The organism is Streptomyces anulatus (assembly GCF_014650675.1).
In the GTDB taxonomy this organism is placed as follows: domain Bacteria; phylum Actinomycetota; class Actinomycetes; order Streptomycetales; family Streptomycetaceae; genus Streptomyces; species Streptomyces anulatus.
The window spans coordinates 44,585-71,414 of the sequence record NZ_BMVK01000004.1; the positions used below are offsets into that span (position 1 = coordinate 44,585).

Here is a 26,830-nt window from a genome sequence, read left to right on the forward strand (position 1 = left end):
CCCGTCACCGCGTCTGTGCGCGTGCACAACGAGGCCCTTCGTTCGCTGGTCGCCCGCATCGAGTCGGTCCCGCGCCGTGGACGCACGTCCCGCCCGGTGCTGGTCTGTGGCACCACACACGACGCCATGACTTCACCGATGAGCACGACAGGTGAACACGGGACGACAAGGCGGAAGGAGGAGGACGCATGGCAACGCTAGAGATCCGCGGGCTTTCCGTCGGCTACGGCCCGGTCCGGGCGCTGCGCGACATCTCCGTCGACGTGCCGGACGGCGGGATCACCGCCGTACTCGGCGGTAACGGCGCGGGCAAGACCACACTGCTGCGGGCCGTGTCGCGGACCCTCGGCTTCCACCGCGGGACGGGCACCGGAACCATCCGGTTCGACGGCCGCCCCCTGGAGGGGCTGCGGCCCGCCCAGGTGGTGGCCGCCGGAGTGGTCCAGGTGCCGGAGGGCCGGCAGGTCTTCGCCCGGATGACGGTGGCCGACAACCTGCGGGCGGGAGCCCTCGGGGCACGTGGCGGGCGCAAGGGGACGAGCGCGGCGCTGGCCCGGGTCCACGAGCTGTTCCCGGTGCTCGCCGACCGCGCGCACCAGCGTGCCGGACTGCTGTCCGGCGGCGAGCAGCAGATGCTGGCGATGGGCCGCGCCCTGATGGCGGGACCCCGGCTGCTCCTGCTGGACGAGCCCTCGCTCGGCCTCGCCCCGCTGATGGCGGCCAGGATCGCCGAGACCGTGCGGGAGATCAACGCGAGCGGCACCTCCGTCATGCTCGTCGAGCAGAACGCGGCCATCGCCCTGCGGCTCGCCTCCACGGCGTACGTCCTCGACGTCGGCGAGGTCGCCCTGTCCGGGCCCGCCGACGAACTCGCCGCGTCCGACGAGGTCCGCCGCCGCTACCTCGGCGTCGTCGACGAGGACGCGGCGGCGGACGCCGACCCGGCCGCCCGGAACCGCCGCACCCTGAGCAGGTGGTCCGCGTGACCACCACCGCCACGGCCTCCGCGCACAGCACCACGGCCGCACTCGCCGTCGAGGACGTCACCGTCCGCTTCTCGGGGCTCACGGCCTTGGACGGCGTCTCCTTCACCGTCGAGCCCGGCAGTGTGCACGCCGTCATCGGGCCCAACGGCGCGGGCAAGTCCACCTGCTTCAACGTCCTGTCCGGCGTCTACCGCGCCACTTCCGGGCACGTCCGCCTCGGCGACACCGAGCTGACCGGACTCCCGCCGCACTCCATCGCGGACCTCGGGGTCGCGCGCACCTTCCAGAACCTGGCGCTGCCGCCGCAGGCGACCGTCGCCGACAGCCTCCTGCTCGGCCGCCACCGGCTGACCCGCTCCGGGTTCGTCGCCACAGGCCTGCGGCTGCCCTCCGCCGCCCGGGAGGAACGGCGCCACCGCGACCGGGTCCGGGAGATCGCCGAATTCATCGGCCTCGACAAGGAGTTGGAGCGACCGGCCGGATCACTGCCGTACGGACAGCAGAAGCTCGTCGAGCTGGGCCGCGCCCTGTGCATGGAGCCGAAGGTCCTGCTGCTGGACGAACCGATCGCCGGGATGACCGCGGTTGAGCGCCGTCGCACCGCGGCCGTCGTGGCCGATGTGCGCGACAGCCTCGGCATCTCCATCGTGCTGGTCGAGCACGACATGGGAGTGGTGATGCGGCTCGCGGACGCGGTGACCGTACTCGACTTCGGACGACGGATAGCCGGGGGCACCCCCGCCGAGGTCCAGAACGACCCGGCCGTCGTCCAGGCCTACTTGGGAGCACCTCAATGACCACGTTCGTCGAACTCCTCCTCGGCGGCCTGTCGATCGGCTCGGTCTACGCACTCATCGCGCTCGGGTTCGTCGTCATCTTCAAGGCCACCGAGGTCGTCAACTTCGCCCACGCGTCCCTGCTGTTGGCGGGCGGCTACGTCACCGCCGTGCTCCACGACGACATCGGGTTCTGGCCCGCGCTGCTCGTCGGGATCGCGGGCGCGGCGACCGTCGGGGCGGGCATCGAGTTCTTCGTGATGCGCCGCTACCGGGGCAGCGACCAGAGCGTCCTGGCCATCGTCACCATCGGCGTCGACATCCTCCTGATCACCGAACTCACCCGCCGGATGGGCACGGACGTGCTCGCCCTCGGAGACCCCTGGGGCAACGAGGTCGTCTCCGTCGGAGGCATCACCCTCGCCCAGACCCGGATCGCCGCGTTCCTCGCCGCCGGGCTGCTGATCACGGTGTTCCTGCTCGCCTTCCGCTACACCTCGTGGGGCGTGTCGATGCGGGCAGCCGCCGAGAACCCGCAGACGGCGGCGCTCATGGGCATCAAGCTGGGGCGGGTCTCGCTCGCCGCCTGGGCGGTCGCCGGAGCCCTTGCCGCCGTCGCCGCCCTCTTCCTCACCGTGTTCCCGACCCCGGGCCTGGAGCGCGCCACGTCGCTCGCCGCGCTCAAGGCGTTCCCCGCCGCGATCCTCGGCGGACTCGACTCCACCACCGGGGCGCTCGCCGGGGGACTCATCGTCGGCGTCACCGAGTCGCTCGCCACCGGCTACCAGAGCGACCTCTCCTTCCTCGGCCGGGGCATCGGCGACCTGGCGCCCTACCTGGTGATGGTGGCGGTCCTGCTCATCCGGCCCGCGGGACTCTTCGGCACGAAGGAGCTGGCCCGTGTCTGACACCACCCCCGAAGCCCCTGCCGCACCCGCCACCGCACCCGGCGGCGGCGCGGAGAGCTTCACCGACCGGCTGCGCCGCCCCCGTACGTACGCCGTCCTCATCGGCTCCCTCCTGCTCCTCGTCCTCCCCTTCTACCTGGACCGCTTCTGGCTCCAGGCCGGACTGTTCGCGATGGCGGCGGCGATCGGCGCCATCGGGCTCAACATGCTCACCGGCGCCACCGGGCAGCTCTCCATGGGCCACGCGTTCTTCCTCGCCGTCGGCGCGTACGGCTACTGCGTCCTGGCGGGCGAGAGCAGCACCGAGAACGGGCACACGCTGACCGGACTCGGGCTGCCCACCTGGCTGGCCGCGATCCTCGCCGTACTGCTCGCCGGAGCGGCGGGCGGGCTGTTCAGCCCCATCGCCGGCCGGCTGCGCGGCGCCTACCTCGGCATCGCGACCCTCGCGCTGATCTTCATCGGGCAGCACGTCCTGTTCAACGCGGGCTCGCTGACCGGCGGCTACAACGGCCGGGCCGTACCGCCGCTGTCGCTGCTCGGCTTCACCTTCGACGACACCGAAGTCGTCGTCGCCGCCGTGCCGTTCGGCTCCTCGGAGAAGCTCTGGTACGCGGGCCTGGTCGCGCTCCTGCTGAGCGCGCTGTTCGCCCGGGGGGTGCTGCGCGGCCGGCCGGGCCGGGCGATGAACGCCATCCGCGACCACCGGATCGCGGCCGGGGTGATGGGCGTGCCGGTGGCCCGCTACCGGGCCGGCGTCTTCGTCCTGTCCTCGATGTACGCGGGCCTCGCGGGCGTCCTGCTCGCCCTGGTCTTCCAGCGGACCGTCCCCGAGTACTTCGGCATGATCCTGTCCCTCGAATACCTCGCCATGATCGTCATCGGCGGGCTCGGCAGCGTCGCCGGAGCCGTGATCGGCGCGGCCTTCGTCACCCTGCTCCCGCAGGTGTTCACGCACTACAGCGACTCCCTGCCGCTGGTCTCCGCCCCCGGCACGGGCGGGCTGGCTCCCGGTGAGGCGTCCCGCTATCTGTACGGCGCCGCGGTGGTCGCGGTGGTCCTGTTCCTGCCCGGCGGCCTCGCCCGCCTGGGCCTCGCACGCGCGAAGAAGCCCGCGGCTCCGAAGAATCCAGGGGAGAAGTCATGAAACTCAGAGTGCTCACGGCCGTGGTCGCGACCCTCGCCGTCACCCTCGTCGGGTGCAGCGGCAAGGCGACCGACGGAAAGGCGACCGAGGAGGGCGAGGGCGGGATCAAGACGGGCCCCGGGGTCTCCTCCTCGACGATCTCCCTCGGCGTGCTGACCGACATGACCGGCGTCTACGCCTCGCTGGGCAAGAGCGTCACCCAGGCGCAGCAGCTGTGGGTCAAGCAGACGAACGACGAGGGCGGCATCTGCGACCGGAAGATCGAACTGACGGTCCGCGACCACGGATACGACCCGCAGAAGGCCATCGCCGCGTACACCGAACTGGAGCCGGAGGTGGTGGGCTTCGCCCAGTTCATCGGCTCCCCGTTCGTCGCCGCCGTCGAGCAGCGCATCGACGGCCAGGACAAGGGCCTCGTGCTGCCGCAGGCCTGGTCGGCGAATCTGCTGGGCTCCCCGTACGTCCGGGTCATCGGCGCCACCTACGACGTCGAGACGATCAACCTCATCGACTATCTCCTGGCCGAGAAGCGCATCGCCAAGGGCGACAAGATCGGTCATGTGTACTTCGAGGGCGACTACGGCGAGAACGCGCTCGTCGGCTCGAAGCACGCGGCGAAGGAGGCCGGTCTCACCGTCGTCGAGCAGAAGATCAAGCCGACCGACAACGACATGACGGCCCAGGTCGCCGCCCTCAAGCAGGCCGGGGTCAAGGCCGTGATCGTCAGCGCTGGCCCGCGCCAGGCGGCCTCGCTCGTCGGCGTCGCGGCGGCCACCGGCTTCGACGTCCCGGTCGTCGGCAACAACTCGGCTTTCGCCCCGCAGCTGTTGAAGACCCAGGCGGGCCCCGCGCTGCTCAAGGACTACTACGTCGCCGCCTCCACGCTGCCCATCGGGGACCCGGGCGACGGCCCCGCCAAGCTCGCGAAGGAGTACGCCGCCCAGTACCCGAAGGACGTGCTCGACAACGGCGTCGTCGCCGGTTACACGGCGGCCTCCCTGTTCGGCGAGGCCCTGTCGAAGGCGTGCGACGACAAGGACCTCACCCGCGAGGGCATCGACAAGGCACTGCTCACGATCAAGGGGTACGGGAGCGAGTTCGGGGTGTCGCACGACTTCTCGGACCCGAAGGCCCCGTCCACCCGGGAGAGCGTCATCATGAAGCCGGACGCCGGCGCCGCCGGCGGACTGAAGGTGGTCCGGCCGGCCGAGGTCGCCGCGGCGGCCGAGTCCTTCACCGCCGGTTCCTGACCGCTGCCGGGAGGTCCGACCGGGCACGCCCGGTCAGACCTCCCGGCCGTCCATCCCGATGTACCGGAAGCGCCCCCGCTCCACGCGGTAGACGAAGACCCCGGTCCCGGTGTACATCCCGTTGGCGGGCTCGAAGGCGTAGCTCTTGGACACCCCCTTGTACGAGGTGGTCCGCAGCGCGGGCAGCAGGTCCTGGCGGCTGATCCGCTCCCGGCCCAGTCCCCGCGCGCAGGCGGCGATCAGTCCGACCGCGTCGTACGCCTCCGCCGCGAACAGCGGCGGCGCGCCGTCGAACCGCTTGCGGTAGGCGGCGGCGAACGGGTGCACCGAGGGCACCGAAGCGGGGTCGGCGGCCGTCGAGACGACCAGCCAGCCCGCCGCGTCCTCGCCCGCCTCCGCCAGGAACCGGGGGTCGTGCACGGCCTGGGTGGCGATCTTCGGCCCGAGGAACCCGGCCCTGGTCAGCGACTTGGCGAACCGTCCGGCGTCCCGCCACCCGCCCCCGTACACCACCGCGCCCGGCCGCTTCGCGGCGATCCGCACGGCCTCCGCGTCCAGGTCGCGGGCGCCCTCCCGCACGGTCTCCGCGAGCACCGTGCGGCCGTTGCCGCGCAGCCCCGTGTCGAGGAAGCGGGTGGTCTGCCGGCCGTACTCGGTGCCGTCGTCGACCAGCGCGATCCGGTCGATCTCGTACGCCCCGAGGAACTGGGCCACCGGCAGCATCTGCATGTCGTTGCGCGGCCTGGCGCACAGGAAGATCCGGTTCAGGTGCCGGATGTCCCCGTCGACCACGCTGAGCAGCGGCAGCGCCGCCTCGTCGTACGCGACCAGTGCCTCCCGCGCCGCGTCCGTGCCGGTCGCGCCCAGGGCGGCCACCAGCAGCGGGTCCTCGGCGAACCGGCGCACCGCCGCCCTCGCCCGCTCCTCGTCGCCCCCGTCGTCGATCGTGGTCAGCCGCAGCGTGAACGGCGCGTCCCTGCGCGCGTTGTGCTCCGCCACCGCGAGCCGCGCCGCCCGGTCCTGTCCCGTGCCGAGGGCCGCCGACGGGCCGCTGAGGTCGGCCTGGAGCCCGATGTGCAGCTCCGGGCGGGCCGTCTTCCCGTCGTCCCCCTCGCCGCCGCCCGTGCCCTTGCCGTCGCCGGAGGAGACCAGCCAGGCGGCGGTACCGCCCGTCGCCGCGAGCGCCGCGCCGCCGGCGACGTACGCGAGGAAACGGCGACGGGCGGGGGAGGCCGGCAGGGCGGCCGTGTCCCGGCCGCCGGTTCCGGTCCCCGTTCCGGTGGTTGCGCCCGTGCCGGTGCCCGATTCGGTGCCCGGGCCGCCCGCCGTGCCGGCGTCCAGGCTCGTCGCGTCGATGTCGGGCAGGGCGAGCATCCGCGCCGAGCGCTCGGCGATCAGATGGGTGACCGGACCGGGCAGCCAGCTGCCGCCCGACACGTCCTCGGCGAACGCCCGGCGGATGTCCGCCGCCGCCGGACGGTCCTCGGGGTCCTTGGACAGGCACGCCTCGACGACCGGGACCAGTCCGGGCGGCAGCGCGCTCAGGTCCGCCGTGTCGTGCACGGTGCGGAACAGCATCGCCTCCACCGGGCCGCTGCCGAACGGCCGCCCGCCGGTGGCCGCGTACACCAGGACGCAGCCCAACGAGAAGACGTCGCTCGCCGGGCCGATCCGCCGCCCCTGCGCCTGCTCGGGCGAGAGGAAGCCGGGGGAGCCGACGATCACGTCCGTCGCCGTGAGGACGGTGTCGTCCAGGGCCCGCGCGATCCCGAAGTCGATCAGCCGGGGTCCGTCCAGACCCAGCAGGACGTTGCCGGGCTTCACGTCCCGGTGCACGAGCCCCGCCGCGTGGACGGCCTCCAGCGCCTCCGCGAGCATCGAGCCCAGCGCCCGCACCCCGCGTTCCGGCAGCGGCCCCCCGCTGCCGACCGCCTCGCTCAGCGCGGGCCCCGGCACGAACTCGGTGGCCAGCCACGGGGCCGGCGCCTCGGTGTCGGCGTCGACCACCGGCACCGCCCACCGGTTGCGTACCTGCCGGGCGATGGCCACCTCCCGCCGGAAGCGGGCGCGGAAGGCGGCGTCGTCGGCGTACTCCGCGCGGATCAGCTTGATCGCCACCAGCGCGCCGCCGGGCGACCGGCCCAGCAGCACCACGCCCATGCCCCCGGCGCCGAGCCGGCCGAGGACGCGGTACCCGGCGATCCGTGCCGGGTCGGCGGAACGGAGCGGTTCCATCAGGGTCAGTGCCTTTCGTCCGGGCCCGCGGTCACTTCAGTTCCAGCTCGACGCGGTAGAGCACCTTGGCGCCGCCCTCGGCGGCGATCCGCAGCAGGTCGCTGTTCTTGTAGCCCTTCGCGCCCTTGACCGACACGGCCGTCGTCACCGGACCGATCCGGGACTTGGTCCACACGTAGTCCTGGATCCCGCCCGATTCCGGGCCGGTGTACTTCCCCGCCTCGAACAGCGAGGCGTCCGCGTTGCGCACGTCCTTCTGGTCGAACCGGAGGGACATCAGACCGCTGAGGCGCTGCCCGCCGCCCAGCTCCTGCTGCGGGCAGCGGAAGCTCTCCTGGACGGTGTCCTCGATCTCCTTCTCGGCGCCCGCCACGCTCCGGTGCACGGTCACGGTCACCGCCCCCTGGACGCGGCCCCTGCCGTCCCGCGCCGGTACGTCGAGCCGCCGGGTGAAGCTGTCCAGCACCCCGGCGGGCAGTGCGGAGCGGCTCCAGACGCAGGAGTCCGCCAGCACGGGCCAGGTGCCGCCGCTCTCGTACGGTGTGTGCCGGACCATCCCGGCGGTCCAGTCGGTCTCCCCGAGCGCGGCGCCACGGGTCAGCTTCCGCGCCCGGTCCGCGTCCTTCGGCACCCGCGCCGGGTTCGGCGTGAACTCGTAGGCGCTGGGCAGCGCCCCCGGCAGCGTGGACTCCTTCGCGTCCGGCTTGCCCGTCGCGTCGGTCTTCCTGCCGTCGGCCGCGCGGCCGCCCTGCTTCGCCGATCCGCTCGGCTCCGGGGCCGGCCCGTCCCCGCCCTTCGACGCCGACCCGCCGCACCCGGCCAGCAGCACCCCCGCCGCCGCGACCGCCACCACGCGTGTTCCCACCAGCATCAGCTTCATCATCGGACCCCCCTGGTCCCCGCTCCGCACCCCGGCCGAACAGTCCGGGCGTCGGCAGCGAGGCGATTCTAGAAGCGGACAGCGCCCGGTGACGGGAAGCCGGTACTCAACCGGGCGGCGGAACGGCTCAGCAGACAGCGGGGTTTCGCCTCTGGCGGCCCGACGCGCGGGATGGTAAGCGCCGCACATGAAGGACGACCGGAGTTGGCCGGAACTCAACCGTCGACGGGAGCGGAAAGCCGGTTCCGGCGCGGCGGCAGGGGAGGTCCGCCCGCCGCGCGACCGCTCCCAGGGACGTCATGATCGGCGGAAAATTGGTCTGGACCACATGGGTCGCCGGTGATTAGCTCATTCCGGACTCCGCGCCCCCGGGCCGGGTCCGCCCAGCTTGTGACCCTGTCCTGCCGAGTTCTGCTGAGGGGATCCATCCGTGATCGACATCGTGGCGGTGCTCAGGGCCGAGGACGCCGCTCTGGACTTCCTTTCCGTGATCGGCGGCGAGGAGGGCGAGGTCCACGTCCTGTGCGGCGACACCGGCGAGCGCCTGGTGCTCCCGGCGGGCCGCCCGCTCGCCGAACGGCTCGACGCCCTGGCCCCGCTGGTCGGGCCGGTCGACGAGCACGCCGCATCGCCCGGACCCGAGGCGCTGGCCGCCCTCGTCGAGGCCTCGGCCCAGGGAGGCCCGGCCCGCCTCTGGACCCACTCGCCCGCCGACACCCGGCGCAGCCGCGGCCGGCTCGGCCGGGACGCCGCCCTCGCCGCCGGGGAACGGCCCGTCCTGCACGCCGTCGGCCACTCGCCCTACCTCCAGTTCATCAGCGACCTGGACCGTCCCCTGGACCGGGCCGAGGTCGCCGCCAAGCTCGCCTTCGTCAACCGGCACTGCGGACACCTGCTGCGCACCGCCTCGGAGGAGCACGTCGTCCGGACCGGCCGGGTCCACGCCACCGAACGCTTCTTCGCGGCCGGACCCGACGAACGCGAGCGGCTGTTCGCGCTCCTGGCCAGCCTCGACGAGGACGCCGCCTCGGTGCCCGACCCCTGGGAATTCGCCACGTCCGCCTACGAGGCGGAGCGGCTGGACGCCACCGTCGCGTGGGTCGCCGGGCACTGCCCGCCCGGCAGCGGGCCCCTCGTCGAGGTCGGGGCCTGCGAAGGGGCCCTCACCACCCGGCTCGTGGACAAGGGCTTCACCGTCCACGCGACCGAACCCAACCCGGTCTTCCGCCACCGACTGGCCACCCACGCCGGGGACACCGCGCACATCCACGCGGAGTCCCTGGAGGACCTGGCCGCCCGCCCGGAACTCCCGGGCGCGGCCTACCTCCTGATCGAGATGCTGTACTACGGCCAGGATCTCGGCCTGCTCGACCGCCTCCCCGCCGACCTGGTCCTCGTCGCCCTGGAACCGGAGACGCTCGCCGCCCGGCTCACCCCCTGGCTGGAGCGCACCCCGCACTGGGAGAAGGCCGACGAGACACCGCTCGTCGCCCCCGCGCTGGAAGCCGTCTGCGGTGGCCGCGCCTATCTGAGCAAGCGCGGCAGCATCGGCGTCCTGCTGCGGCGCACCGGCGTCTGACGGGGCCCGCGATGTACGACGTCTGCGTCGGGCTCGGCTACCACTGCGAGTCGACCTACCAGCTCCGCCGGATCACCGGCGTCGAGCGGGCCCACTTCTTCGACTGGCTCGACCTCGACCTCACCGCCGTGAAGGAGACCATCGAGGCCGACTTCGCCAACGTCCTCCGCCCCGGCCTCGGCGAACCGTTCAGCGACGGCGCCTGCGTACGGGACCGGGGCTCGAACATCCGCTTCTTCCACGAGTTCCACGCCCCGGAGGGAACCCCGCTGACCCCGGCCCTCATCGCCGAGCAGTATCCGGCGGTCCGGGCCAAGTTCACCCACCTCGCCGACCGCTGGCGGGAGCTGACCGCCTCCCGGTCCCGGGTCCTGTACGTCCACCAGGACGCCTTCGACGAGAGCGGCGCCCCGGAACTGGCCGACCTGCACCGGCTGTTGCGCACCCGCTACCCGGACCACGACTTCGACCTGCTGTGGCTGCGCCGTACGCCCCCGACGGACACCGACGCCCTGCCGCCCGGCGTCCTGTGGGGCACGGCCGCGCTCGACCCGGGCCGCTGGGAGGGCGACGACGCCGCCTGGGACGCCGCCCTGGCCCCGCTGGACATCCCCCGCCGCGCCGGGCCCTGAACACCCGCCCGCCGAGCCGCCCGCAACCCCTCCGGAGGAACCGTGCCCATCGCCGTACCCCCGCCCTGGCGCACCGTCGTCATCTCGCCGCACTTCGACGACGCCGCGCTCTCCCTCGCGGGACTGCTGCCCACCCTCCCCGGCCCCCTCGCGGTGGTCACCGTCCACGGCGGCTCCCCGGCCCCCGGCCTCCCGGTCTCGGACTGGGACGCCCTCTGCGGGTTCAGCTCCGCCGTCGAGGCGTACCGGGCGCGCCGGGCCGAGGACGCCCGCTCCTGCGCGCTCCTCGGGGTCGAGCAGGTCCTCGTCGACCACCCCGACGGCCCGTACGTGGGCGAGGGCGACGAGCCCTCCGGCCTGGACCCCCTGCTGCGCTCGCTGGCCCCCGGCACCCGGGTCCTCGTACCGCTCGGCACCAACCAGCCCGACCACGCGGCCGTCCGCCTGCGCACCCAGCGGGTCCTCGCCGCCGCCGGGGCACCCGAGCCCTGGGTCTACGCCGACCTGCCCTACACCGGACACCTCCCGGAATGGGGCACCCCCGGGGCGGGCGAGGCACTGGCCGCGAGCGAGGACTGGGGGCCCGCCTACCAGGAGCTGAACCGCACCCGCCGGCTCACCGTCCGCCATGAGCTGGTGCTCTCCGACGAGCAGTGGGCGGCCAAGCGCGAGGCGGTCCTGTGCCACGCCTCCCAGCTCGCCGCGCTCGCCCCCGTGCACGGAGCGGTCCTGGCCCGCAGGGGCCCGCTGCGCGCCGAGCTGATCTGGAGCCCGGACCCCCGCGACCGCGAGTGACCCGCGCGCCGGGGAACGTACGAGCGCCGGGGAAAGCCTGAGCGTGGCGGGAACGCACGAGGGCCCCGGATGCCGGGGAGCATCCGGGGCCCTCGCCCTGGTTCGTTCGTCCGCCGCTACGGCAGCTGTGCCGCCCGCGCCTCGCGCCGGTTGTCACGGAACGTGTTCACCCGTCGCGCCGTGGCGAACAGCGGTATCACCGCGCCGAGCACCACCTGGAGCGCGCAGCCCGTCTGGAGCAGCAGCTGACCGCCGGGCGCGTCGAACGCCCATGCGGCGAGCAGGCCCATCGCGGCCACGATCCAGCCGAGCATCGCCACCGCGAGGATGCCCCGCGGCTTGGGGTACTCCACCCGGCTCACCATCAGCCACGCCACACCGACGATCGCGAGCAGCGTCGGGATGAAGGGCAGCTCCAGGAGCACGATCGAGACGACCGTCAGCGCGCCGAAGGGGCTCGGCATGCCCTGGAACATGCCGTCCTTGAGCGTCACGCAGGAGAATCTGGCAAGCCTGAGCACCACCGCCAGCAACACCACGATCGCCGCCAGCGCCGACACCCGCTGATGGGCGTCGTCGGCGACCATGCCGTACACGAGCACGAAGTAGGCCGGTGCGAGCCCGAAGCTGATCAGGTCCGAGAGGTTGTCCAGCTCGGCACCCATCGGCGAGGAACGCAGCTTGCGCGCCACGAGACCGTCGAACAGGTCGAAGATCGCGGCCATCAGCATGAGGATCACGGCGGTGGCGGCCGAGTGCCGGGCCATGCCCGTCTCGTCGCTGCCCGTGAGGTGCGGGATCAGAATGCCCGTGGTGGTGAAGTACACCGCCATGAATCCGCACGTCGCGTTACCGAGCGTGAGCGTGTCCGCTATCGACAGCCGCATCGAGAGCGGCATCTCCTCCGCGCCGTCGACCTCGCTCTCGTCGTCGGCCTCCGGCACCCAGCCGGCCTTGGTATCAGGATCAATCACGGTCAATTCGAGTCACCCCCGCGGTGGTGGCCTGACCGACCTCGACCGCGACATCGATACCCTCCGGGAGGTAGATGTCCACGCGCGAGCCGAAGCGGATCAGGCCGATGCGCTCGCCCTGCTCCACCTTCGTGCCCTGGGGGAGGTACGGCACGATCCGACGGGCGACCGCTCCCGCGATCTGCACCATCTCGATGTCGCCGAGCTCGGTGTCGAAGTGCCAGACAACGCGCTCGTTGTTCTCGCTCTCCTTGTTGAACGCCGGAACGAAGCCGCCCGGGATGTGCTCGACCGACGTCACGGTGCCCGCCAGCGGAGCGCGGTTCACGTGGACGTTGAGCGGGCTCATGAAGATCGCGACGCGGGTGCGCCCGTCCTTCCACGGCATGATGCTCTGCACCACACCGTCGGCCGGGGAGATGACCCGGCCCTCAGTGATCTCGCGCTCGGGGTCACGGAAGAACCACAGCATGCCCGCCGCGAGCGCGGTGGTGGGCACGGCCACTGCTGCCCAGCGCCCCGACTTGCGGGCGCGGGCCAGGCTGAGGGCTGCGGTGGCGACGGTCGGCAGGAGCCACGGCGATGCTCCGCGGGCGATGCGGACCCCGCCGCGGGATGCGGAGGAAGTGCTGTCGGGCATGAATGACCTTCGTAGCGGATGATGCCGCGCTGGCAACGGGGGACGGCGGCTTTCCGGCGATGCTATCGGTTGCCGGGCGCAACTGGGCAAGCCAGCAGCCGAGTCGGACGGCGGAAAGGCACCCGCCGAGGGTGACCCGGTGTGATGTTCTTCGCCACCAAATCACCTCGAAAGGGACAATCAGCCCTGGAATCGGTACTCCTCCAAGAGGCGCCGGCCAATGATCATTTTCTGGATCTCGGCGGTACCTTCACCGATCAGCAGCATCGGTGCCTCACGGTAGAGGCGCTCGATCTCGTACTCCTTGGAGAAGCCGTAACCGCCGTGGATACGGAAGGCGTCCTCGACGACTTCCTTGCAGTACTCGGAGGCGAGGTACTTCGCCATCCCTGCCTCCAGGTCGTTTCGTTCCCCGGAGTCCTTTTTGCGTGCTGCATTGACCATCATCGCATGAGCGGCTTCGACCTTGGTGGCCATTTCAGCCAGTTTGAACTGGATCGCCTGGTGCTGGGCGATCGGTTTGCCGAAGGTGTGGCGCTGCTGCGCGTACGAAACGCCCAGTTCGAATGCACGTTGTGCGACACCGCAACCACGCGCGGCGACATTCACCCGCCCGACCTCGACGCCGTCCATCATTTGGTAAAACCCTCGGCCGGTCGCGCCCCCCAGGACGCGATTGGCCGGAATGCGCAGGTCGTCCATGATGAGCTCGGTCGTGTCGACGCCCTTGTAGCCCATCTTGTCGATCTTCCCGGGGATGGTCAGGCCGGGCCGGACCTCTCCGAAGCCGGGCTCCTTCTCGACGAGGAAGGTCGTCATCGACTTGTGCGGCGCGGTGCCCTCCGGGTGGCCTTCGTCACTTCGGCAGAGAACGGCCACCAGAGTGGAGGTTCCGCCGTTCGTCAGCCACATCTTCTGGCCGTTGAGAACGTACTCGTCGCCGTCCTTCACACCCTTCGACGAGATCGCCGAGACGTCCGAGCCGAGCGCCGGCTCGGACATCGAGAAAGCCCCGCGCACCTCGCCGAGCGCCATCCGCGGCAGGAAGGTGTCCTTCTGCTCCTGGGTGCCGTGCTGCTTGAGCATGTAGGCCACGATGAAATGCGTGTTGATGATGCCCGACACACTCATCCAGCCGCGCGCGATCTCCTCCACGCACAGCGCGTAGGTGAGCAGCGACTCACCCAGACCCCCGTACTCCTCGGGGATCATCAGCCCGAACAGGCCGAGTTCCTTGAGCCCCTCGACGATTTCCGTGGGGTACTCGTCGCGGTGCTCCAGCCGGGTCGCGACCGGAATGATCTCCTTGTCGACGAAATCCCGGACCGTGGAAAGGATTTCCCGCTGGATGTCGTTCAGACCGGCGGTCTGGGCGAGTCGCGTCATGGCTGCTTCTCCTGTGGCTTCACGCGGATGGCCTTAAGGCTTCACACAGTTACTTGGCGGGCGTCGGGCGGCCGGGCTGCTCTCCGCCGCGCTCCTTGATGTACGTCTCGGTGGGGACCATCACCTTGCGGCGGAACACGCAGACGACCGTGCCGTCCTGCTTGTAGCCCTTGGTCTCCACGTACACGATCCCGCGGTCGTTCTTGGACTTCGACGGGGTCTTGTCCAGCACGGTCGTCTCGCCGTAGATCGTGTCGCCGTGGAAGGTCGGCGCGATGTGCTTCAGCGATTCGACCTCCAGATTGGCGATGGCCTTTCCGGAGACGTCCGGCACCGACATGCCGAGCAGCAGCGAGTAGATGTAGTTGCCGACGACGACGTTCTTCCCGAAGTCGGTCGTCTTCTCCGCGTAATTGCTGTCCATGTGCAGCGGGTGGTGATTCATGGTCAGCAGGCAGAAGAGGTGGTCGTCGTACTCCGTGACCGTCTTTCCGGGCCAGTGCTTGTAGACGGCACCGACCTCGAACTCCTCAAAGGTGCGTCCGAACTGCATGATCAGGCCTCCGGGGCTTCGAACTTGGAGGTGCGCTGCATGCCGGCGGCCCGGCCCTTGCCGGCGATCACCAGCGCCATCTTGCGGCTGGCCTCGTCGATCATCTCGTCGCCGAGCATCGCGGAGCCCTTCTTGCCGCCCTCCTCGGAGGTGCACCAGTCGTAGGCGTCGAGGATCAGCTCGGCGTGGTCGTAGTCCTCCTGCGAGGGCGAGAACACCTCGTTCGCCGCGTCGACCTGACCCGGGTGCAGCACCCACTTGCCGTCGAAGCCGAGGGCGGCGGCGCGGCCGGCCACCTCGCGGTAGGCGTCCACGTCACGGATCTGGAGGAACGGGCCGTCGATCGCCTGGAGGTCGTGCGTACGGGCCGCCATCAGAATGCGCATCAGGATGTAGTGGTAGGCGTCCGCCGGGTAGCCGGGCGGCTGCTGGCCGACGACCAGGGTCTTCATGTTGATCGAGGCCATGAAGTCGGCCGGGCCGAAGATCAGCGTCTCCAGGCGGGGCGAGGCGGCGGCGATGTCGTCGATGTTCACCAGGCCCTTGGCGTTCTCGATCTGCGCCTCGATGCCGATCCTCCCGACCTCGAAGCCCATCGTCTTCTCGATCTGGGTCAGCAGCAGGTCCAGCGCCACGACCTGCTGGGCGTCCTGGACCTTCGGCAGCATGATGCAGTCGAGGTTCGGCCCCGCGCCCTCGACGACCGTGATGACGTCCCGGTAGGTCCAGTGCGTCGTCCAGTCGTTGACCCGCACGACCCGGGTCTTGCCGCTCCAGTCACCGTTGTTCAGCGCGTCCACGATGGTGTGGCGCGCGCCCTCCTTGGCGAGCGGCGCGCAGGCGTCCTCCAGGTCCAGGAAGACCTGGTCGGCCGGGAGGCCCTGAGCCTTCTCCAGGAAGCGCGGGTTCGAGCCCGGCACGGCCAGGCACGAGCGGCGCGGGCGCAGCCGGTTCACGGGGGTGGTGGGCGTGGTCATGCGGGGACCTCCAGAGGGTCGAGCTTGTTCGCTTTCCGGATCTCGTCGACGATACGGCCGATGATCTCGGTGATGCCGAAGTCCTTCGGGGTGAAGACGGCGGCCACACCGGCTTCGATGAGTGCGGCGGCGTCGGCCGGCGGGATGATGCCGCCCGCGATCACCGGGATGTCCGGGGCTCCGGCCTCGCGCAGCCGGTGCAGGACGTCGGGCACCAGCTCGGCGTGCGAGCCGGACAGGATCGACAGGCCCACGCAGTGCACGTCCTCGGCGATCGCCGCGTCGGTGATCTGCTCGGGGGTCAGCCGGATGCCCTGGTAGACCACCTCGAACCCGGCGTCCCTGGCCCGTACGGCGATCTGCTCGGCCCCGTTGGAGTGCCCGTCCAGGCCCGGCTTGCCGACCAGCAGCCGCAGCCGTCCCACGCCCAGGTCGGCGGAGGTGCGGGTGACCTTCTCGCGGACCAGGGCCAGCGTGCTGCCCGGTTCGGCGGTGACCGCCACCGGGGCCGAGGAGACCCCGGTGGGCGCGCGGAACTCGCCGAAGACGTCCCGCAGCGCCCAGGACCACTCGCCGGTGGTGACGCCCGCGCGGGCGCACTCGACGGTGGCCTCCATCATGTTCTCGGTGCCCGCGGCGGCCTTCTTCAGCGCGGCCAGCGCCTCGGAGGCGCGCGTCTCGTCGCGGTTGTCCCGCCACTCGTGCAGGGCGGCCACGACCCGCGCCTCGTTCTCGGGGTCGACCGTCATGATCGCGCCGTCGAGGTCGGCGGTGAGCGGGTTGGGTTCGGTCGTCTCGTAGATGTTGACGCCGACGATCTTCTCCTCGCCGCCCTCGATCCGGGCCCGCCGTGTCGCGTGCGAGGAGACCAGCTCCGATTTGAGGTAGCCGGATTCGACGGCCGCCATCGCGCCGCCCATCTGCTGGATCCGGTCGATCTCCGCCAGCGACTCCTCGACCAGCGAGTCCACCTTGGCCTCGATGACGTGCGAACCGGCGAAGATGTCCTCGTACTCCAGCAGATCGCTCTCGTGCGCCAGCACCTGCTGGATCCGCAGCGACCACTGCTGGTCCCAGGGCCGGGGCAGCCCCAGCGCCTCGTTCCAGGCCGGCAGCTGTACGGCGCGGGCGCGGGCGTCCTTGGAGAGCGTGACGGCCAGCATCTCCAGGACGATGCGCTGGACGTTGTTCTCCGGCTGGGCCTCGGTCAGGCCGAGGGAGTTGACCTGGACGCCGTAGCGGAAACGGCGCTGCTTCGCGTTCGCGATGCCGTACCGCTCGCGGGTGACGCGGTCCCAGATACGGCCGAAGGCGCGCATCTTGCACATCTCCTCGATGAAGCGGACGCCGGCGTTCACGAAGAACGAGATGCGGGCGACCACGTCACCGAACTTCTCCTCGGGCACCTGGCCCGAGTCGCGGACCGCGTCGAGCACCGCGATGGCGGTCGACATGGCGTACGCGATCTCCTGGACCGGGGTGGCCCCCGCCTCCTGGAGGTGGTAGCTGCAGATGTTGATCGGGTTCCACTTGGGGATGCGGTTGACCGTGTACGTGATCATGTCCGTGGTCAGCCGCAGGGAGGGCACCGGCGGGAAGACGTGCGTCCCGCGCGAGAGGTACTCCTTCACGATGTCGTTCTGCGTGGTCCCCTGGAGCTTGTCGGGGTCGGCCCCCTGCTCCTCCGCGACCACCTGGTAGAGCGCCAGCAGCCACATGGCGGTCGCGTTGATCGTCATCGAGGTGTTCATCTGCTCCAGGGGGATGTCCTGGAACAGCCGCCGCATGTCACCGAGGTGCGAGACGGGAACACCGACACGGCCCACCTCGCCGCGGGCGAGAATGTGGTCCGGGTCGTATCCGGTCTGCGTGGGCAGATCGAAGGCGACCGAGAGACCCGTCTGGCCCTTGGCGAGGTTGCGGCGGTACAGCTCGTTGGACGCCTCGGCGGTCGAGTGACCGGCGTACGTCCGCATGAGCCAGGGCCGGTCCTTCTGACGTTCGTTCATCGGAGAACCTCAGACGTTGCGGAAGCGGTTGATGGCGTCGATGTGCTGCTCGCGCATTTCCTGGTCGCGCACGCCCAGGCCCTCGCGGGGGGCCAGGGCGAGGACGCCGACCTTGCCCTGGTGGGCGTTGCGGTGGACGTCGTGGGCGGCCTGGCCGGTCTCCTCCAGGGTGTACGTCTTGGAGAGCGTCGGGTGGATCTTGCCCTTGGCGATCAGGCGGTTGGCCTCCCACGCCTCGCGGTAGTTGGCGAAGTGGGAGCCGATGATCCGCTTGAGCGACATCCACAGGTAGCGGTTGTCGTACTCGTGCATGTAGCCGGAGGTGGAGGCGCAGGTGGTGATGGTGCCGCCCTTGCGGGTGACGTAGACCGAGGCGCCGAAGGTCTCGCGGCCGGGGTGCTCGAAGACGATGTCGATGTCCTCGCCGCCGGTGTACTCCCGGATGCGCTTGCCGAAGCGCTTCCACTCCTTGGGGTCCTGGGTGCGCTCGTCCTTCCAGAACTTGTAGCCGTCCGCGTTGCGGTCGATGACCGCCTCGGCGCCCATGGCACGGCAGATGTCGGCCTTCTCCGGGCTGGAGACGACACAGATCGGGTTGGCGCCGCCGGCCAGTGCGAACTGGGTGGCGTACGAGCCGAGTCCGCCGCTGGCGCCCCAGATCAGCACGTTGTCGCCCTGCTTCATGCCCGCGCCGTTGCGCGAGACGAGCTGGCGGTACGCGGTGGAGTTGACCAGGCCGGGGGCGGCGGCCTCCTCCCAGCTGAGGTGCTGGGGCTTGGGCATCAGCTGGTTGGACTTGACGAGGGCGATCTCGGCGAGGCCGCCGAAGTTCGTCTCGAAGCCCCAGATCCGCTGCTCGGGGTCGAGCATCGTGTCGTTGTGGCCGTCGGAGGACTCCAGCTCGACGGAGAGGCAGTGGGCGACGACCTCGTCGCCCGGGTTCCAGGCGTTCACGCCGGGGCCGGTGCGCAGGACGACGCCCGCGAGGTCGGAGCCGATGACGTGGTACGGCAGGTCGTGGCGCTTGGTGAGCTCGCTGAGCCGCCCGTACCGCTCCAGGAAGCCGAAGGTGGACACCGGCTCGAAGATGGAGGTCCAGACGGAGTTGTAGTTCACCGAGCTGGCCATCACGGCGACGAGAGCCTCGCCGGGGCCGAGTTCGGGGACCGGGACCTCGTCCAGGTGGAGCGACTTGCGGGGGTCCTTGTCGCGGGATTCGAGTCCCGCGAACATCTCCGCCTCGTCCTTGTGCACGGTGATCGCACGGTAGGACTCGGGGAGGGACAGGGCCGCGAAGTCCGCGGCGGTGCTGTCCTGCGATTGGATCGCGTCCAGGATTTCCTTCACGGTGTTGCCTCCGGTGATGCGGCGTCGAGGGAACGCTTGAGGGGCCCTGCTGGCAGGGAGGGGCGGTTCTGGAGGTGTTGCCGTCGGTTCGGCGAGTAGATCTTTGGCTTTGCCCGGTGGAGCAAGAAGGTGCCTGTGACGCAGGCGTCCGGGCGCGCAGCACGGTGGTTGCGGGGACAGCCGGCGTACGTGTGAGGTCTCAGCACGCCGGCCGCCCGGACACCTTCAACGTATGGCACTCCGTGACACCTGACAAGGCACCCAGTGCCAACAATTTCTCTCACTTGTCATCCCGTGGGCACGCATGAGCAACACGATGGGTGTTACGGGACGTTCTGTCCTGCTGGCAGGCGGTTACCCGGCCGGGCGGTACACATACGGCGTCGTCGTGCCGAGCGCCGTGAAGCCGAGCCGGGTCAGGATCGGGGCCGACATGTCCGTCGCGTCGACCTGGAGGTAGCGGTAGCCGCGCTCGGCGGCCACGGCGGCCCGGTGGGCGACCAGGGCCCGGTACAGGCCCCTGCCGCGCCACTCGGCGACCGTTCCGCCGCCCCAGAGCCCGGCGAACGCGGTGCCGGGGTACAGCTCCATGCGGGCCGAGCTGACCGGCTCCCCGCCGGCCATCGCCACCAGCGCCACGAAGTCGTCCGGAGCCCGCTCCAGCCGCGTCAGCACCTGGTGGCGCAGCCGGCCCGCGTCCGTGCCGAACGCCCGCTCGTGGGCCAGCGCCATCAGCTCGGCCCCGGCCGCGTCGGTCACCGGGCGCAGGACGACGCCCTCGGGCAGCTCGGCCCCGGGCAGGGAGGTCAGCGCCTCGACCGGGGCGACCAGCAGAGTCTCCGGCGGCTCGGGCGCGAATCCGGCCGCCCGCAGCCGGTCGCCCAGGTCGGCGGGCCGGTCATGGGAGTAGAGCTTCCACTCGAATTCCCCGTGGCCGAGCGCGGTGTAGTGCCCGATCTGGGCCCTGATCGCCGCGTCGGCCCCTTCGGCGTCCAGCTCCGGGTCCGACCAGACGATCCCGTTCCAGTCGTCGGGACCGCCGACCTGGCGCACCAGGGGCCCGGCGCGCTCGACCTCGACCCCGGGGCCCTCGGGGCGGGCGTGCTCGCGCATCGCGCGGTCGTACAGGTCGCGTACTTCATCGGTTCGCATGGGCGAACCACACCACGGGCCCGGGGCCACCGCGAACGGGTTTACGCACCGGCCCTGGCAGGCCCTCAGCAGGCTCTCAGCGGTCCTTGAGCGCCTGCTGGATCGTCCGCATGACCTCGTCGAGGGGGGCGTCGGTGCGCGCCACCGCGACGAGCACCTCGCCGTCCGCGGCCACCGTCGCCGCCGGGGCGCGCTCGGGCTCGGCCCCGGCGGTACGGCCCGCTCCGATGCCCGTGCCGAAGGTGTCGCGCACGATGGCGAAGGCGCGGTCGAGCTGGGCCTCCACATCGCCCTGGCCGCCCGCCCGCAGCCAGCGGCGCAGCACATGGTTGTGCGCGGTGACCACGGCGGACGCGGCGACCTCCGCGAGCAGCGGATCGTCGTTGCCCACATGGTGGTCGCGCTCGTCGAAGTGGCCCAGGAGATAGCGGGTGAACAGCCGCTCGTAGCGGGCCACCGACGCGATCTCGGCCTCCCTGAGGGTCGGCACCTCGCGGGTCAGTTTGTAGCGGGCCACGGAGACGGCGGGCTTGGCCGCGTACATCTTCATGACTTCCTTGATGCCGCGGCAGACGGTGTCGAGCGGGTGCTCGTGCGCGGGGGCGGCGTTCAGGACGGCCTCGGCCCTGACGAGGGTGTCGTCGTGGTCCGGGAAGATGGCCTCTTCCTTGGAGCGGAAGTGGCGGAAAAAGGTCCGCCGGGCGACGCCCGCGGCACCCGCGATCTCGTCGACGGTGGTCGCCTCGTAGCCCTTCGTGGCGAAGAGCTCCATCGCGGCGGCGGCCAGTTCACGGCGCATCTTGAGCCGTTGGGCGGCGGCACGCGTCCCCGCGGTGGTGGTCTCCGGGGCGTCGGACGCGGCGGTGGCACGGGGTGACTTGGCGGGCTGGGACATGGCATGAACGTAACGCATCGGTGCAGGAGAGCGCGCCTGCGGGGGCGGACCGCCGGAGGGTCCCAGCAGCCCGCCCCACCCGGCTCCCGGGTCAGCGACGGGCATATTCGCGGAAGCCGCGCCCCGTCTTCCGGCCGAGGCACCCCGCGGCGACCAGGTGCTCCAGCAAAGGCGCGGGGGCCAGGCCCGGATCGCGGAACTCCTTGTGCAGCACCTTCTCGATGGCCAGCGAGACGTCCAGGCCGACCACGTCGAGCAGTTCGAACGGGCCCATCGGGTAGCCGCCGCCCAGCTTCATCGCCGCGTCGATGTCGTCCAGCGAGGCGTAGTGCTCCTCGACCATCTTGATCGCGTTGTTGAGGTACGGGAACAGCAGCGCGTTCACGATGAACCCGGCCCGGTCCCCGCAGTCCACCGGGTGCTTGCGGATCCTCGCGCACACCGCGCGGACCGTGGCGTGCACGGCGTCGGCGGTCAGGACGGTACGGACCACCTCGACCAGCTTCATCGCGGGCGCCGGGTTGAAGAAGTGCATCCCGATGACGTCCTCGGGGCGCGCGGTCGCCCGGGCGATGGCGACGACCGGCAGCGAGGAGGTGGTGGTGGCGAGCACCGCGCCCGGCCGGCAGACCTTGTCCAGCGAGGCGAACAGCTGCTGCTTGATCTCCAGGTCCTCGGCGACCGCCTCGACCGCGAGGTCGACCTCGGCGAACGCGTCCAGCGAACCGGCCGCCGTGATCCGCGCCAGCGTCTCGTCCCGGGCCTCGGCGGTGAGCCGCCCCTTGGTCACCGAGCGCTCCAGCGACTTCGCGATCCGGCCCTTGGCGACGTCGGCCTTCTCCTGGGACCTGGCCGCGAGCACCACGTCGTAACCGGCCTTCGCGAAGACCTCCGCGATCCCGGAGGCCATCGTCCCGGAGCCCGCGACGCCGACGGACGCCACATCGCGCCCGGCCCCGGAGACGGCGTCCGCCGCCGGGGTCAGCGCGTCGGGCACCACGGCCTGGCCGCCCGGGGCGTCGTACGTGTAGAAGCCGCGCCCGGCCTTGCGGCCGGTCAGGCCCGCGCTGCTGAGCTGGCCGAGGACGGGCGCCGGGGCGTGCAGCCGGTCGTGGGACGCGGAGTACATGGCCTCCAGGACGGTGCGGGCGGTGTCGATGCCGATCAGGTCCAGCAGGGCGAGGGGACCCATCGGCAGCCCGCAGCCCAGCTTCATCGCGGCGTCGATGTCCTCGCGGGAGGCGTAGTTCGCCTCGTACATCGCGGCGGCCTGGTTGAGGTAGCCGAAGAGCAGCCCGTCCGCGACGAACCCCGGCCGGTCGCCGACCGCGACGGGCTCCTTGCCCAGCTCCCGGGCCAGCGCGGTGACGGCCTCGACGGCGGGCGGCGCGGTCAGCACCGAGGAGACCACCTCGACCAGCTTCATCGCGGGCGCCGGGTTGAAGAAGTGCAGTCCGAGAACGCGCTCGGGGTGCTGGGACTCGGCGGCCAGCCGGGTCACCGACAGGGCGTTGGTGCCGGTGGCCAGGATCGCGGTGGGGGAGACGATCGCGTCGAGCTCCCGGAACACCTGCTGCTTGATCTCGTACGTCTCGGGCACCACCTCGATGACCAGTTCGGCATCGGCGGCGGTGCGCAGGTCGTCGGAGGTACGGAACCGGGCCAGTGCCTCGGTCCGCTCCTGCTCGGTGATCCGTCCACGGCCCACGGCCCGCGCGGTGGACGCTTCGAGGGAGGCGACGGCCCCGAGGGCGGCCGCCTCGCTGATGTCGATGCCGATGACCTCGCGGCCCGCCAGGGCCAGGACCTCGGCGATGCCGGTGCCCATGGTGCCGAGGCCGACGACGGCGATGGTGGAGAGAGAGGTGTCCATCAGGGGACTCCAGGGTGAGTGACGACTGTGGGAGCACGGAACGCGCGGCGATGAGGGAGCGGCGCGTGGCGTACGGAAGCTGCGTGTCGTGGAGCACGGGGCCGACGCGCGGGAGGCGCGCCCGGCCGTGGGGGTGACGGACCCTGTCCCGGGTCACGTCGCACGGAAAAGCCGAACCGACAAGCACTCCGGATGGCTGCGTCACCAGGCCACCGGAGCCTGCGGGGAGTGTGTCCCGCTCAGATGAGAGTAACCGGCGAGTAACGAGCGCGCCACCCCTGGATCCTTGTGCGCTGGACCACATGAACTCCCCGATGCCGCCCCGTACGGAGCGTGTCCGTCGATACGCTGAGCGTCATGGATGAGGAGTTCCGTTCACTCATGGACCGGCTGGAACCCGAGGCGGCCGGGTCGCCGCAGTACGCCCTGCTCGTCGGCGTCGAGGACCCCGAGGAGCTGGCCCGGGTCCTCGTGGAGCCGCGCCGCCCCCTGTGGGCCCGCGAGATAGCCGCCTTCCGGCTCGGCTGCGCGGGCGACCGGCGGGCCTTCGAAGCGCTGGTGCTCCTGCTCAACCACCGTGACCCCGAGCGCTGCGTCTCCGCGGCCCACGCCCTGGCCCGGCTGGACGACCCCCGCACCCCGAGGGCGGCCGCGGCCCTCGCCACCAACGCCCTGCGCACCGCCTACGCCCTGCACCCGGTGCGCCTGCTGACCGACCTGCGGGCTCCCGAGTCGGTCCCCGCCCTGGTCGCCACCCTCCAGCGCCTGCTGGCCCCCGGCGAACCGCACTGGCGCGTCGCCCTGGCCTGCGTCGAGGGCCTGGGCCGCCTCGCCGACGAACAGGCCCGCCCGGTCCTCACGGCGGCCCTGCCGCACCCGCGCCTCGGCACGGCCGCGGCGGAGGCGCTCAGGCGGTTGCCGGGGGAGTGAGCGTCCGCTCGGCGGTCGTGCCGTGCTGCGCCGCCGGACCGCCCGCGCGCCCGCTTTACGTCGGGTGCGCGGGCGGTCCGTGCCGCTCAGCGGCGGAAGCCGAGCAGGCCGTGCAGACGGCTGCCCTCGCTGTTGTCCACCGACTGGGCCGCCGCCTTCTCGGCGGGCAGCGGCTTCGGATCCGGGAGGGCGGCGCAGACCGCGTCCGCCTCGCCCCGGCCGCGCGGGACCGTTCCGTCGGTCAGATACGCCGCCAGGTGCTCGTCCAGGCAGTCGTTGCCGCTCAGCGTGATGCCGTGGTTGCCGCCGCCCTCCTCCACGACGAGGCTGGAGCCCTTGAGCTTGCGGTGCATGCTGACCGCACCGCCGTACGGGGTCGCCGCGTCGTCCGTGGCCTGGAGGATGAGCGCCGGGGGCAGCTGACGGTTGTTCACCGGGACCGGCTCCAGCGGCGCCACCGGCCAGCTCGCGCACGGCGCGTTGTACCAGGTGTTGTTCCAGGTCATGAACGGCGCCTTCTTGTGGATCCGGCGGCTGTCGTTGCGCCAGGTGCTCCAGTGCTCGGGCCAGCCGGCGTCACGGCACTGGACGGCCGTGTAGACCGAGTAGCCGTTGTCGCCGCTCGCGTCGACCGCGCCGAAGTTCTCGTACACCTCGACCAGCGCCTCGGCGTCACGGTGCTTCACGTACGCGGCGAACGCCTCGGCGAGGTAGGGCCAGTAGCCGTTGTAGTACCCGCCGGGGATGAAGGTGTCCTCCAGTTCGCTCGCGCCGACGGTGCCGCCCGCCGGCTTCCGCGCCAGGGCCGCCCGCATCCGGTACCAGGCGGCCTCGACCTCGGCCGGGTCCGTGCCCAGGCCGTACGCGGCGTCGTTCTTCGCGACCCAGGCGGCGAAGGCCTTGTGGCGGTCGTCGAACGGTTGGTCCTGGCCCAGGTTGCCCTCGTACCAGACGTCGTCCGGGTCGACGACCGAGTCCAGGACCAGGCGGCGCACGCGCTCCGGGTACAGCTTGGCGTAGACCGCGCCGAGGTAGGTGCCGTAGGAGTAGCCGAAGTAGTTGATCTGCCGGGAGCCCAGCGCCCGGCGGATCACGTCGAGGTCCTTCGCGGCGCTCACGGTGTCCATGTACGGCAGCACGTCGCCGTGCTTCTCGCCGCAGGCCCGGGCGAAGGACTCGGCCCGGTCGCGGTTGATCCGCTCCGAGCGGGCGGAGTCCGGCACCGTGTCGGGGCGCACCGGGTCGAAGTGGCCGGGCAGGCAGTCCAGGGCCGGGGTGCTCTTTCCGACGCCGCGCGGGTCGAAGCCGATCACGTCGTACTGCGCGGCCACCTTCTTCGGCAGCGAGGACGCCACGAACCCGGCCATCGACAGGCCGCTGCCGCCGGGACCGCCCGGGTTGACCAGCAGCGGGCCCTGGAAGGTCTTCGCGGTGTGCGGGACGCGGGACAGGGCGAGCGTGATCTGACGGCCCGACGGGCGGCGGTGGTCCAGCGGGGCGCGGACCTTCGCGCACTGGAGCGTCGGGTAGCTGTCGGTCGGGCAGTCGGTCCACTTCGGCTTCGGGGCGGGCGGCGTGCTCGCCGCGGTGGCGGCGGCCGGCGCGGGCGCGGCGGTCAGCAGACCGGCGACGGTCGCACCGACGGCGACCAGAATTCCTGCACGTTTCGTCATGGGGCCTCCCGGGGTGACGGGACCCGGCGCGGGATCACCGGTCCCCGCCGCATGCTTCCCGAATACCCCCGCAGAAGGACCTGTTCCGCGCGGAGCCGGCCCGTACGGTCACGCCATCGGCCCTGCGGGCGGCTTCCCGTACCCCGCCGCCGACCTCACAGCAGGGTCAGCTGGGTGGGGCCCGGCTCCGGTGCGGTGGCCGGCGCCGGATCCGGGCCGATCCGCCGGGCCCCACCCCGGTGCGCCGGGCCGATCCCGAACTCGTCCGCCAGCTCGTGCACCTGACGCGTGATCCGGCGCTGGTACCAGGTGGGGGCGTACGCTCCGTCCGCGTACATCCGCTCGTAGCGTGGCACCAGATGCGGATGGTGCTGCCCCAGCCAGTGCAGGTACCACTCGCGCGCGCCGGGGCGCAGATGCAGTACCAGCGGGGTCACCGAGGCTGCCCCCGCGTCCGCGACGGCGGCCACGGTGGCGCGCAACTGCTCCGGACGGTCGCCGAGGAACGGGATGACCGGGGCCATCAGGACCGAGCAGCCGATCCCCGCGTCGGTGAGCGCGCGCACCACGTCCAGCCGGCGTTCGGGGGAGGGGGTGCCCGGCTCGACCGTCCGCCACAGCTCCCGGTCGGTGAAGCCGACGGAGACCGAGACGCCGACCTCGGTGACCTCCGCGGACTGCCGCAGCAGCTCCAGGTCCCGCAGGATCAGCGTGCCCTTGGTGAGGATGGAGAAGGGGTTGGCCCGGTCGCGCAGGGCGGTGATGATGCCCGGCATGAGCCCGTATCGTCCCTCCGCCCTCTGGTAGCAGTCGACGTTCGTGCCCATGGCGATGTGCTCGCCCCGCCAGTGCCGGGAGGCCAGCTCCCGCTGGAGCAGCTCGGCGGCGTTGACCTTGACGACGATCTGGGAGTCGAAGCCGATGCCGGTGTCCAGGTCCAGATAGCTGTGGGTCTTGCGGGCGAAGCAGTACACACAGGCGTGCGTGCAGCCCCGGTACGGGTTCACCGTCCATTCGAACGGCATCCGCGAGGCCCCGGGCACCCGGTTCAGGATCGAACGGGCCCGGATCTCGTGGAAGGTGATGCCCCGGAATTCCGGGGTGTCGAACGTGCGCGTGGTCACCGCGTCCGCGGCGAAGAGCGCGCTGTCCCCGGCCGTCGAGTTCTTCTCGACCAGATTGTCCCAGCGCATGGACGCCTCCTCGGTAGCACTTACCGCAGAATAGAACACT

The 26,830-nt window shown here is 71.5% G+C and carries 23 protein-coding genes; 9 read left to right on the forward strand and 14 right to left on the reverse strand.

What is annotated here, in order from left to right; genetic code table 11:
- Positions 1-188 precede the first annotated feature (188 nt).
- From IE272_RS11900 to IE272_RS11920, 5 genes are read left to right on the forward strand one after another with little or no spacing between them, the layout of a single operon-like run.
- Positions 189-986, forward strand: coding sequence for an ABC transporter ATP-binding protein (locus IE272_RS11900; RefSeq protein ID WP_050359070.1), 798 nt, complete (start codon positions 189-191; stop codon positions 984-986).
- The gene (locus IE272_RS11905) at positions 983-1,783 is read left to right on the forward strand and encodes an ABC transporter ATP-binding protein (protein WP_050359286.1); all 801 of its coding nucleotides are present in this window, start codon (positions 983-985) and stop codon (positions 1,781-1,783) included. Before IE272_RS11900 ends, IE272_RS11905 begins: the two co-directional genes overlap by 4 nt.
- Positions 1,780-2,670: a branched-chain amino acid ABC transporter permease gene (locus IE272_RS11910; protein WP_056705940.1), complete on the forward strand. Its 891-nt coding sequence runs from the start codon at positions 1,780-1,782 to the stop codon at positions 2,668-2,670. Before IE272_RS11905 ends, IE272_RS11910 begins: the two co-directional genes overlap by 4 nt.
- A complete protein-coding gene (locus IE272_RS11915; RefSeq protein WP_190006820.1) occupies positions 2,663-3,817 on the forward strand; it encodes a branched-chain amino acid ABC transporter permease in 1,155 nt (384 codons plus the stop codon). Before IE272_RS11910 ends, IE272_RS11915 begins: the two co-directional genes overlap by 8 nt.
- Complete coding sequence (locus IE272_RS11920; protein WP_056705937.1) at positions 3,814-5,067, forward strand: ABC transporter substrate-binding protein; 1,254 nt, start codon at positions 3,814-3,816, stop codon at positions 5,065-5,067. The genes IE272_RS11915 and IE272_RS11920 overlap by 4 nt, the downstream gene beginning before the upstream one ends.
- A 33-nt stretch (positions 5,068-5,100) precedes the next feature.
- On the opposite strand, the gene IE272_RS11925 is transcribed toward IE272_RS11920, so the two are convergent.
- Together IE272_RS11925 and IE272_RS11930 are read right to left on the reverse strand one after the other, a co-directional pair.
- A complete protein-coding gene (locus IE272_RS11925) occupies positions 5,101-7,302 on the reverse strand; it encodes a bifunctional serine/threonine-protein kinase/ABC transporter substrate-binding protein (RefSeq protein ID WP_190006821.1) in 2,202 nt (733 codons plus the stop codon).
- Positions 7,303-7,333: 31 nt separating this feature from the next.
- A complete protein-coding gene (locus tag IE272_RS11930) occupies positions 7,334-8,182 on the reverse strand; it encodes a hypothetical protein (RefSeq protein ID WP_056706141.1) in 849 nt (282 codons plus the stop codon).
- A 430-nt stretch (positions 8,183-8,612) separates the two neighbouring features.
- Here IE272_RS11930 and IE272_RS11935 point away from each other — a divergent pair, with 430 nt between their 5' ends.
- From IE272_RS11935 to IE272_RS11945, 3 genes are read left to right on the forward strand one after another with little or no spacing between them, the layout of a single operon-like run.
- Positions 8,613-9,761 (forward strand): class I SAM-dependent methyltransferase, encoded by a 1,149-nt coding sequence (locus tag IE272_RS11935; RefSeq protein ID WP_050359075.1) that lies wholly within the window; start codon positions 8,613-8,615, stop codon positions 9,759-9,761.
- 11 nt (positions 9,762-9,772) lie between these two features.
- A complete protein-coding gene (locus tag IE272_RS11940) occupies positions 9,773-10,393 on the forward strand; it encodes a DUF1796 family putative cysteine peptidase (protein WP_050359077.1) in 621 nt (206 codons plus the stop codon).
- A 42-nt stretch (positions 10,394-10,435) separates the two neighbouring features.
- Positions 10,436-11,188 carry a PIG-L deacetylase family protein gene (locus tag IE272_RS11945; RefSeq protein ID WP_190006822.1) on the forward strand — a complete coding sequence of 251 codons (753 nt, stop codon included), beginning with the start codon at positions 10,436-10,438 and terminating at the stop codon, positions 11,186-11,188.
- 116 nt (positions 11,189-11,304) lie between these two features.
- On the opposite strand, the gene pssA is transcribed toward IE272_RS11945, so the two are convergent.
- From pssA to IE272_RS11995, 10 genes are all read right to left on the reverse strand, one after another.
- Complete coding sequence (gene pssA / locus IE272_RS11950; RefSeq protein ID WP_250571356.1) at positions 11,305-12,168, reverse strand: CDP-diacylglycerol--serine O-phosphatidyltransferase; 864 nt, start codon at positions 12,166-12,168, stop codon at positions 11,305-11,307.
- Positions 12,155-12,802: a phosphatidylserine decarboxylase gene (locus IE272_RS11955; protein ID WP_050359079.1), complete on the reverse strand. Its 648-nt coding sequence runs from the start codon at positions 12,800-12,802 to the stop codon at positions 12,155-12,157. The genes pssA and IE272_RS11955 overlap by 14 nt, the downstream gene beginning before the upstream one ends.
- A gap of 180 nt (positions 12,803-12,982) precedes the next feature.
- The gene (locus IE272_RS11960) at positions 12,983-14,188 is read right to left on the reverse strand and encodes an acyl-CoA dehydrogenase family protein (protein WP_050359080.1); all 1,206 of its coding nucleotides are present in this window, start codon (positions 14,186-14,188) and stop codon (positions 12,983-12,985) included.
- Between the two features lie 49 nt (positions 14,189-14,237).
- Entirely contained in the window at positions 14,238-14,741 is a 504-nt protein-coding gene (locus IE272_RS11965; RefSeq protein ID WP_010058362.1) for a MaoC family dehydratase, read from the reverse strand.
- Positions 14,742-14,743: 2 nt separating this feature from the next.
- Entirely contained in the window at positions 14,744-15,718 is a 975-nt protein-coding gene (locus tag IE272_RS11970) for an HpcH/HpaI aldolase/citrate lyase family protein (RefSeq protein ID WP_050359081.1), read from the reverse strand.
- On the reverse strand, positions 15,715-17,727 hold the full coding sequence (locus tag IE272_RS11975) for an ethylmalonyl-CoA mutase (protein WP_050359082.1): 2,013 nt from the start codon (positions 17,725-17,727) through the stop codon (positions 15,715-15,717). Before IE272_RS11975 ends, IE272_RS11970 begins: the two co-directional genes overlap by 4 nt.
- A gap of 9 nt (positions 17,728-17,736) precedes the next feature.
- Entirely contained in the window at positions 17,737-19,074 is a 1,338-nt protein-coding gene (ccrA, locus tag IE272_RS11980; RefSeq protein WP_050359083.1) for a crotonyl-CoA carboxylase/reductase, read from the reverse strand.
- Positions 19,075-19,428: 354 nt separating this feature from the next.
- Positions 19,429-20,226 carry a GNAT family N-acetyltransferase gene (locus tag IE272_RS11985; protein WP_057666754.1) on the reverse strand — a complete coding sequence of 266 codons (798 nt, stop codon included), beginning with the start codon at positions 20,224-20,226 and terminating at the stop codon, positions 19,429-19,431.
- 76 nt (positions 20,227-20,302) lie between these two features.
- The gene (locus tag IE272_RS11990; RefSeq protein WP_050359086.1) at positions 20,303-21,121 is read right to left on the reverse strand and encodes a TetR family transcriptional regulator; all 819 of its coding nucleotides are present in this window, start codon (positions 21,119-21,121) and stop codon (positions 20,303-20,305) included.
- 91 nt (positions 21,122-21,212) lie between these two features.
- On the reverse strand, positions 21,213-22,994 hold the full coding sequence (locus tag IE272_RS11995) for a 3-hydroxyacyl-CoA dehydrogenase family protein (protein ID WP_190006823.1): 1,782 nt from the start codon (positions 22,992-22,994) through the stop codon (positions 21,213-21,215).
- A 357-nt stretch (positions 22,995-23,351) separates the two neighbouring features.
- Here IE272_RS11995 and IE272_RS12000 point away from each other — a divergent pair, with 357 nt between their 5' ends.
- Positions 23,352-23,924: an adenylosuccinate lyase gene (locus tag IE272_RS12000; RefSeq protein WP_250571355.1), complete on the forward strand. Its 573-nt coding sequence runs from the start codon at positions 23,352-23,354 to the stop codon at positions 23,922-23,924.
- Positions 23,925-24,010: 86 nt separating this feature from the next.
- On the opposite strand, the gene IE272_RS12005 is transcribed toward IE272_RS12000, so the two are convergent.
- Both IE272_RS12005 and IE272_RS12010 read right to left on the reverse strand, forming a co-directional pair.
- Positions 24,011-25,597, reverse strand: a complete 1,587-nt coding sequence (locus tag IE272_RS12005; RefSeq protein WP_190006824.1) for an alpha/beta hydrolase — start codon at positions 25,595-25,597, stop codon at positions 24,011-24,013.
- A gap of 155 nt (positions 25,598-25,752) precedes the next feature.
- The gene (locus IE272_RS12010) at positions 25,753-26,790 is read right to left on the reverse strand and encodes an Rv2578c family radical SAM protein (RefSeq protein ID WP_190006825.1); all 1,038 of its coding nucleotides are present in this window, start codon (positions 26,788-26,790) and stop codon (positions 25,753-25,755) included.
- Between the last annotated feature and the right edge of the window lie 40 nt (positions 26,791-26,830).

Excerpts from the sequence above, each read along its gene's own strand:
- IE272_RS11900 (WP_050359070.1), top strand. The coding sequence starts at position 189 with ATGGCAACGCTAGAGATCCGCGGGCTTTCCGTCGGCTACGGCCCGGTC.
- IE272_RS11910 (WP_056705940.1), top strand. The coding sequence starts at position 1,780 with ATGACCACGTTCGTCGAACTCCTCCTCGGCGGCCTGTCGATCGGCTCG.
- IE272_RS11920 (WP_056705937.1), top strand. The coding sequence starts at position 3,814 with ATGAAACTCAGAGTGCTCACGGCCGTGGTCGCGACCCTCGCCGTCACC.
- IE272_RS11925 (WP_190006821.1), bottom strand. The coding sequence starts at position 7,302 with ATGGAACCGCTCCGTTCCGCCGACCCGGCACGGATCGCCGGGTACCGC.
- IE272_RS11930 (WP_056706141.1), bottom strand. The coding sequence starts at position 8,182 with ATGAAGCTGATGCTGGTGGGAACACGCGTGGTGGCGGTCGCGGCGGCG.
- IE272_RS11940 (WP_050359077.1), top strand. The coding sequence starts at position 9,773 with ATGTACGACGTCTGCGTCGGGCTCGGCTACCACTGCGAGTCGACCTAC.
- IE272_RS11955 (WP_050359079.1), bottom strand. The coding sequence starts at position 12,802 with ATGCCCGACAGCACTTCCTCCGCATCCCGCGGCGGGGTCCGCATCGCC.
- IE272_RS11960 (WP_050359080.1), bottom strand. The coding sequence starts at position 14,188 with ATGACGCGACTCGCCCAGACCGCCGGTCTGAACGACATCCAGCGGGAA.
- IE272_RS11965 (WP_010058362.1), bottom strand. The coding sequence starts at position 14,741 with ATGCAGTTCGGACGCACCTTTGAGGAGTTCGAGGTCGGTGCCGTCTAC.
- IE272_RS11970 (WP_050359081.1), bottom strand. The coding sequence starts at position 15,718 with ATGACCACGCCCACCACCCCCGTGAACCGGCTGCGCCCGCGCCGCTCG.
- IE272_RS11975 (WP_050359082.1), bottom strand. The coding sequence starts at position 17,727 with ATGAACGAACGTCAGAAGGACCGGCCCTGGCTCATGCGGACGTACGCC.
- IE272_RS11985 (WP_057666754.1), bottom strand. The coding sequence starts at position 20,226 with ATGCGAACCGATGAAGTACGCGACCTGTACGACCGCGCGATGCGCGAG.
- IE272_RS11990 (WP_050359086.1), bottom strand. The coding sequence starts at position 21,121 with ATGTCCCAGCCCGCCAAGTCACCCCGTGCCACCGCCGCGTCCGACGCC.
- IE272_RS11995 (WP_190006823.1), bottom strand. The coding sequence starts at position 22,994 with ATGGACACCTCTCTCTCCACCATCGCCGTCGTCGGCCTCGGCACCATG.
- IE272_RS12000 (WP_250571355.1), top strand. The coding sequence starts at position 23,352 with ATGGATGAGGAGTTCCGTTCACTCATGGACCGGCTGGAACCCGAGGCG.
- IE272_RS12005 (WP_190006824.1), bottom strand. The coding sequence starts at position 25,597 with ATGACGAAACGTGCAGGAATTCTGGTCGCCGTCGGTGCGACCGTCGCC.
- IE272_RS12010 (WP_190006825.1), bottom strand. The coding sequence starts at position 26,790 with ATGCGCTGGGACAATCTGGTCGAGAAGAACTCGACGGCCGGGGACAGC.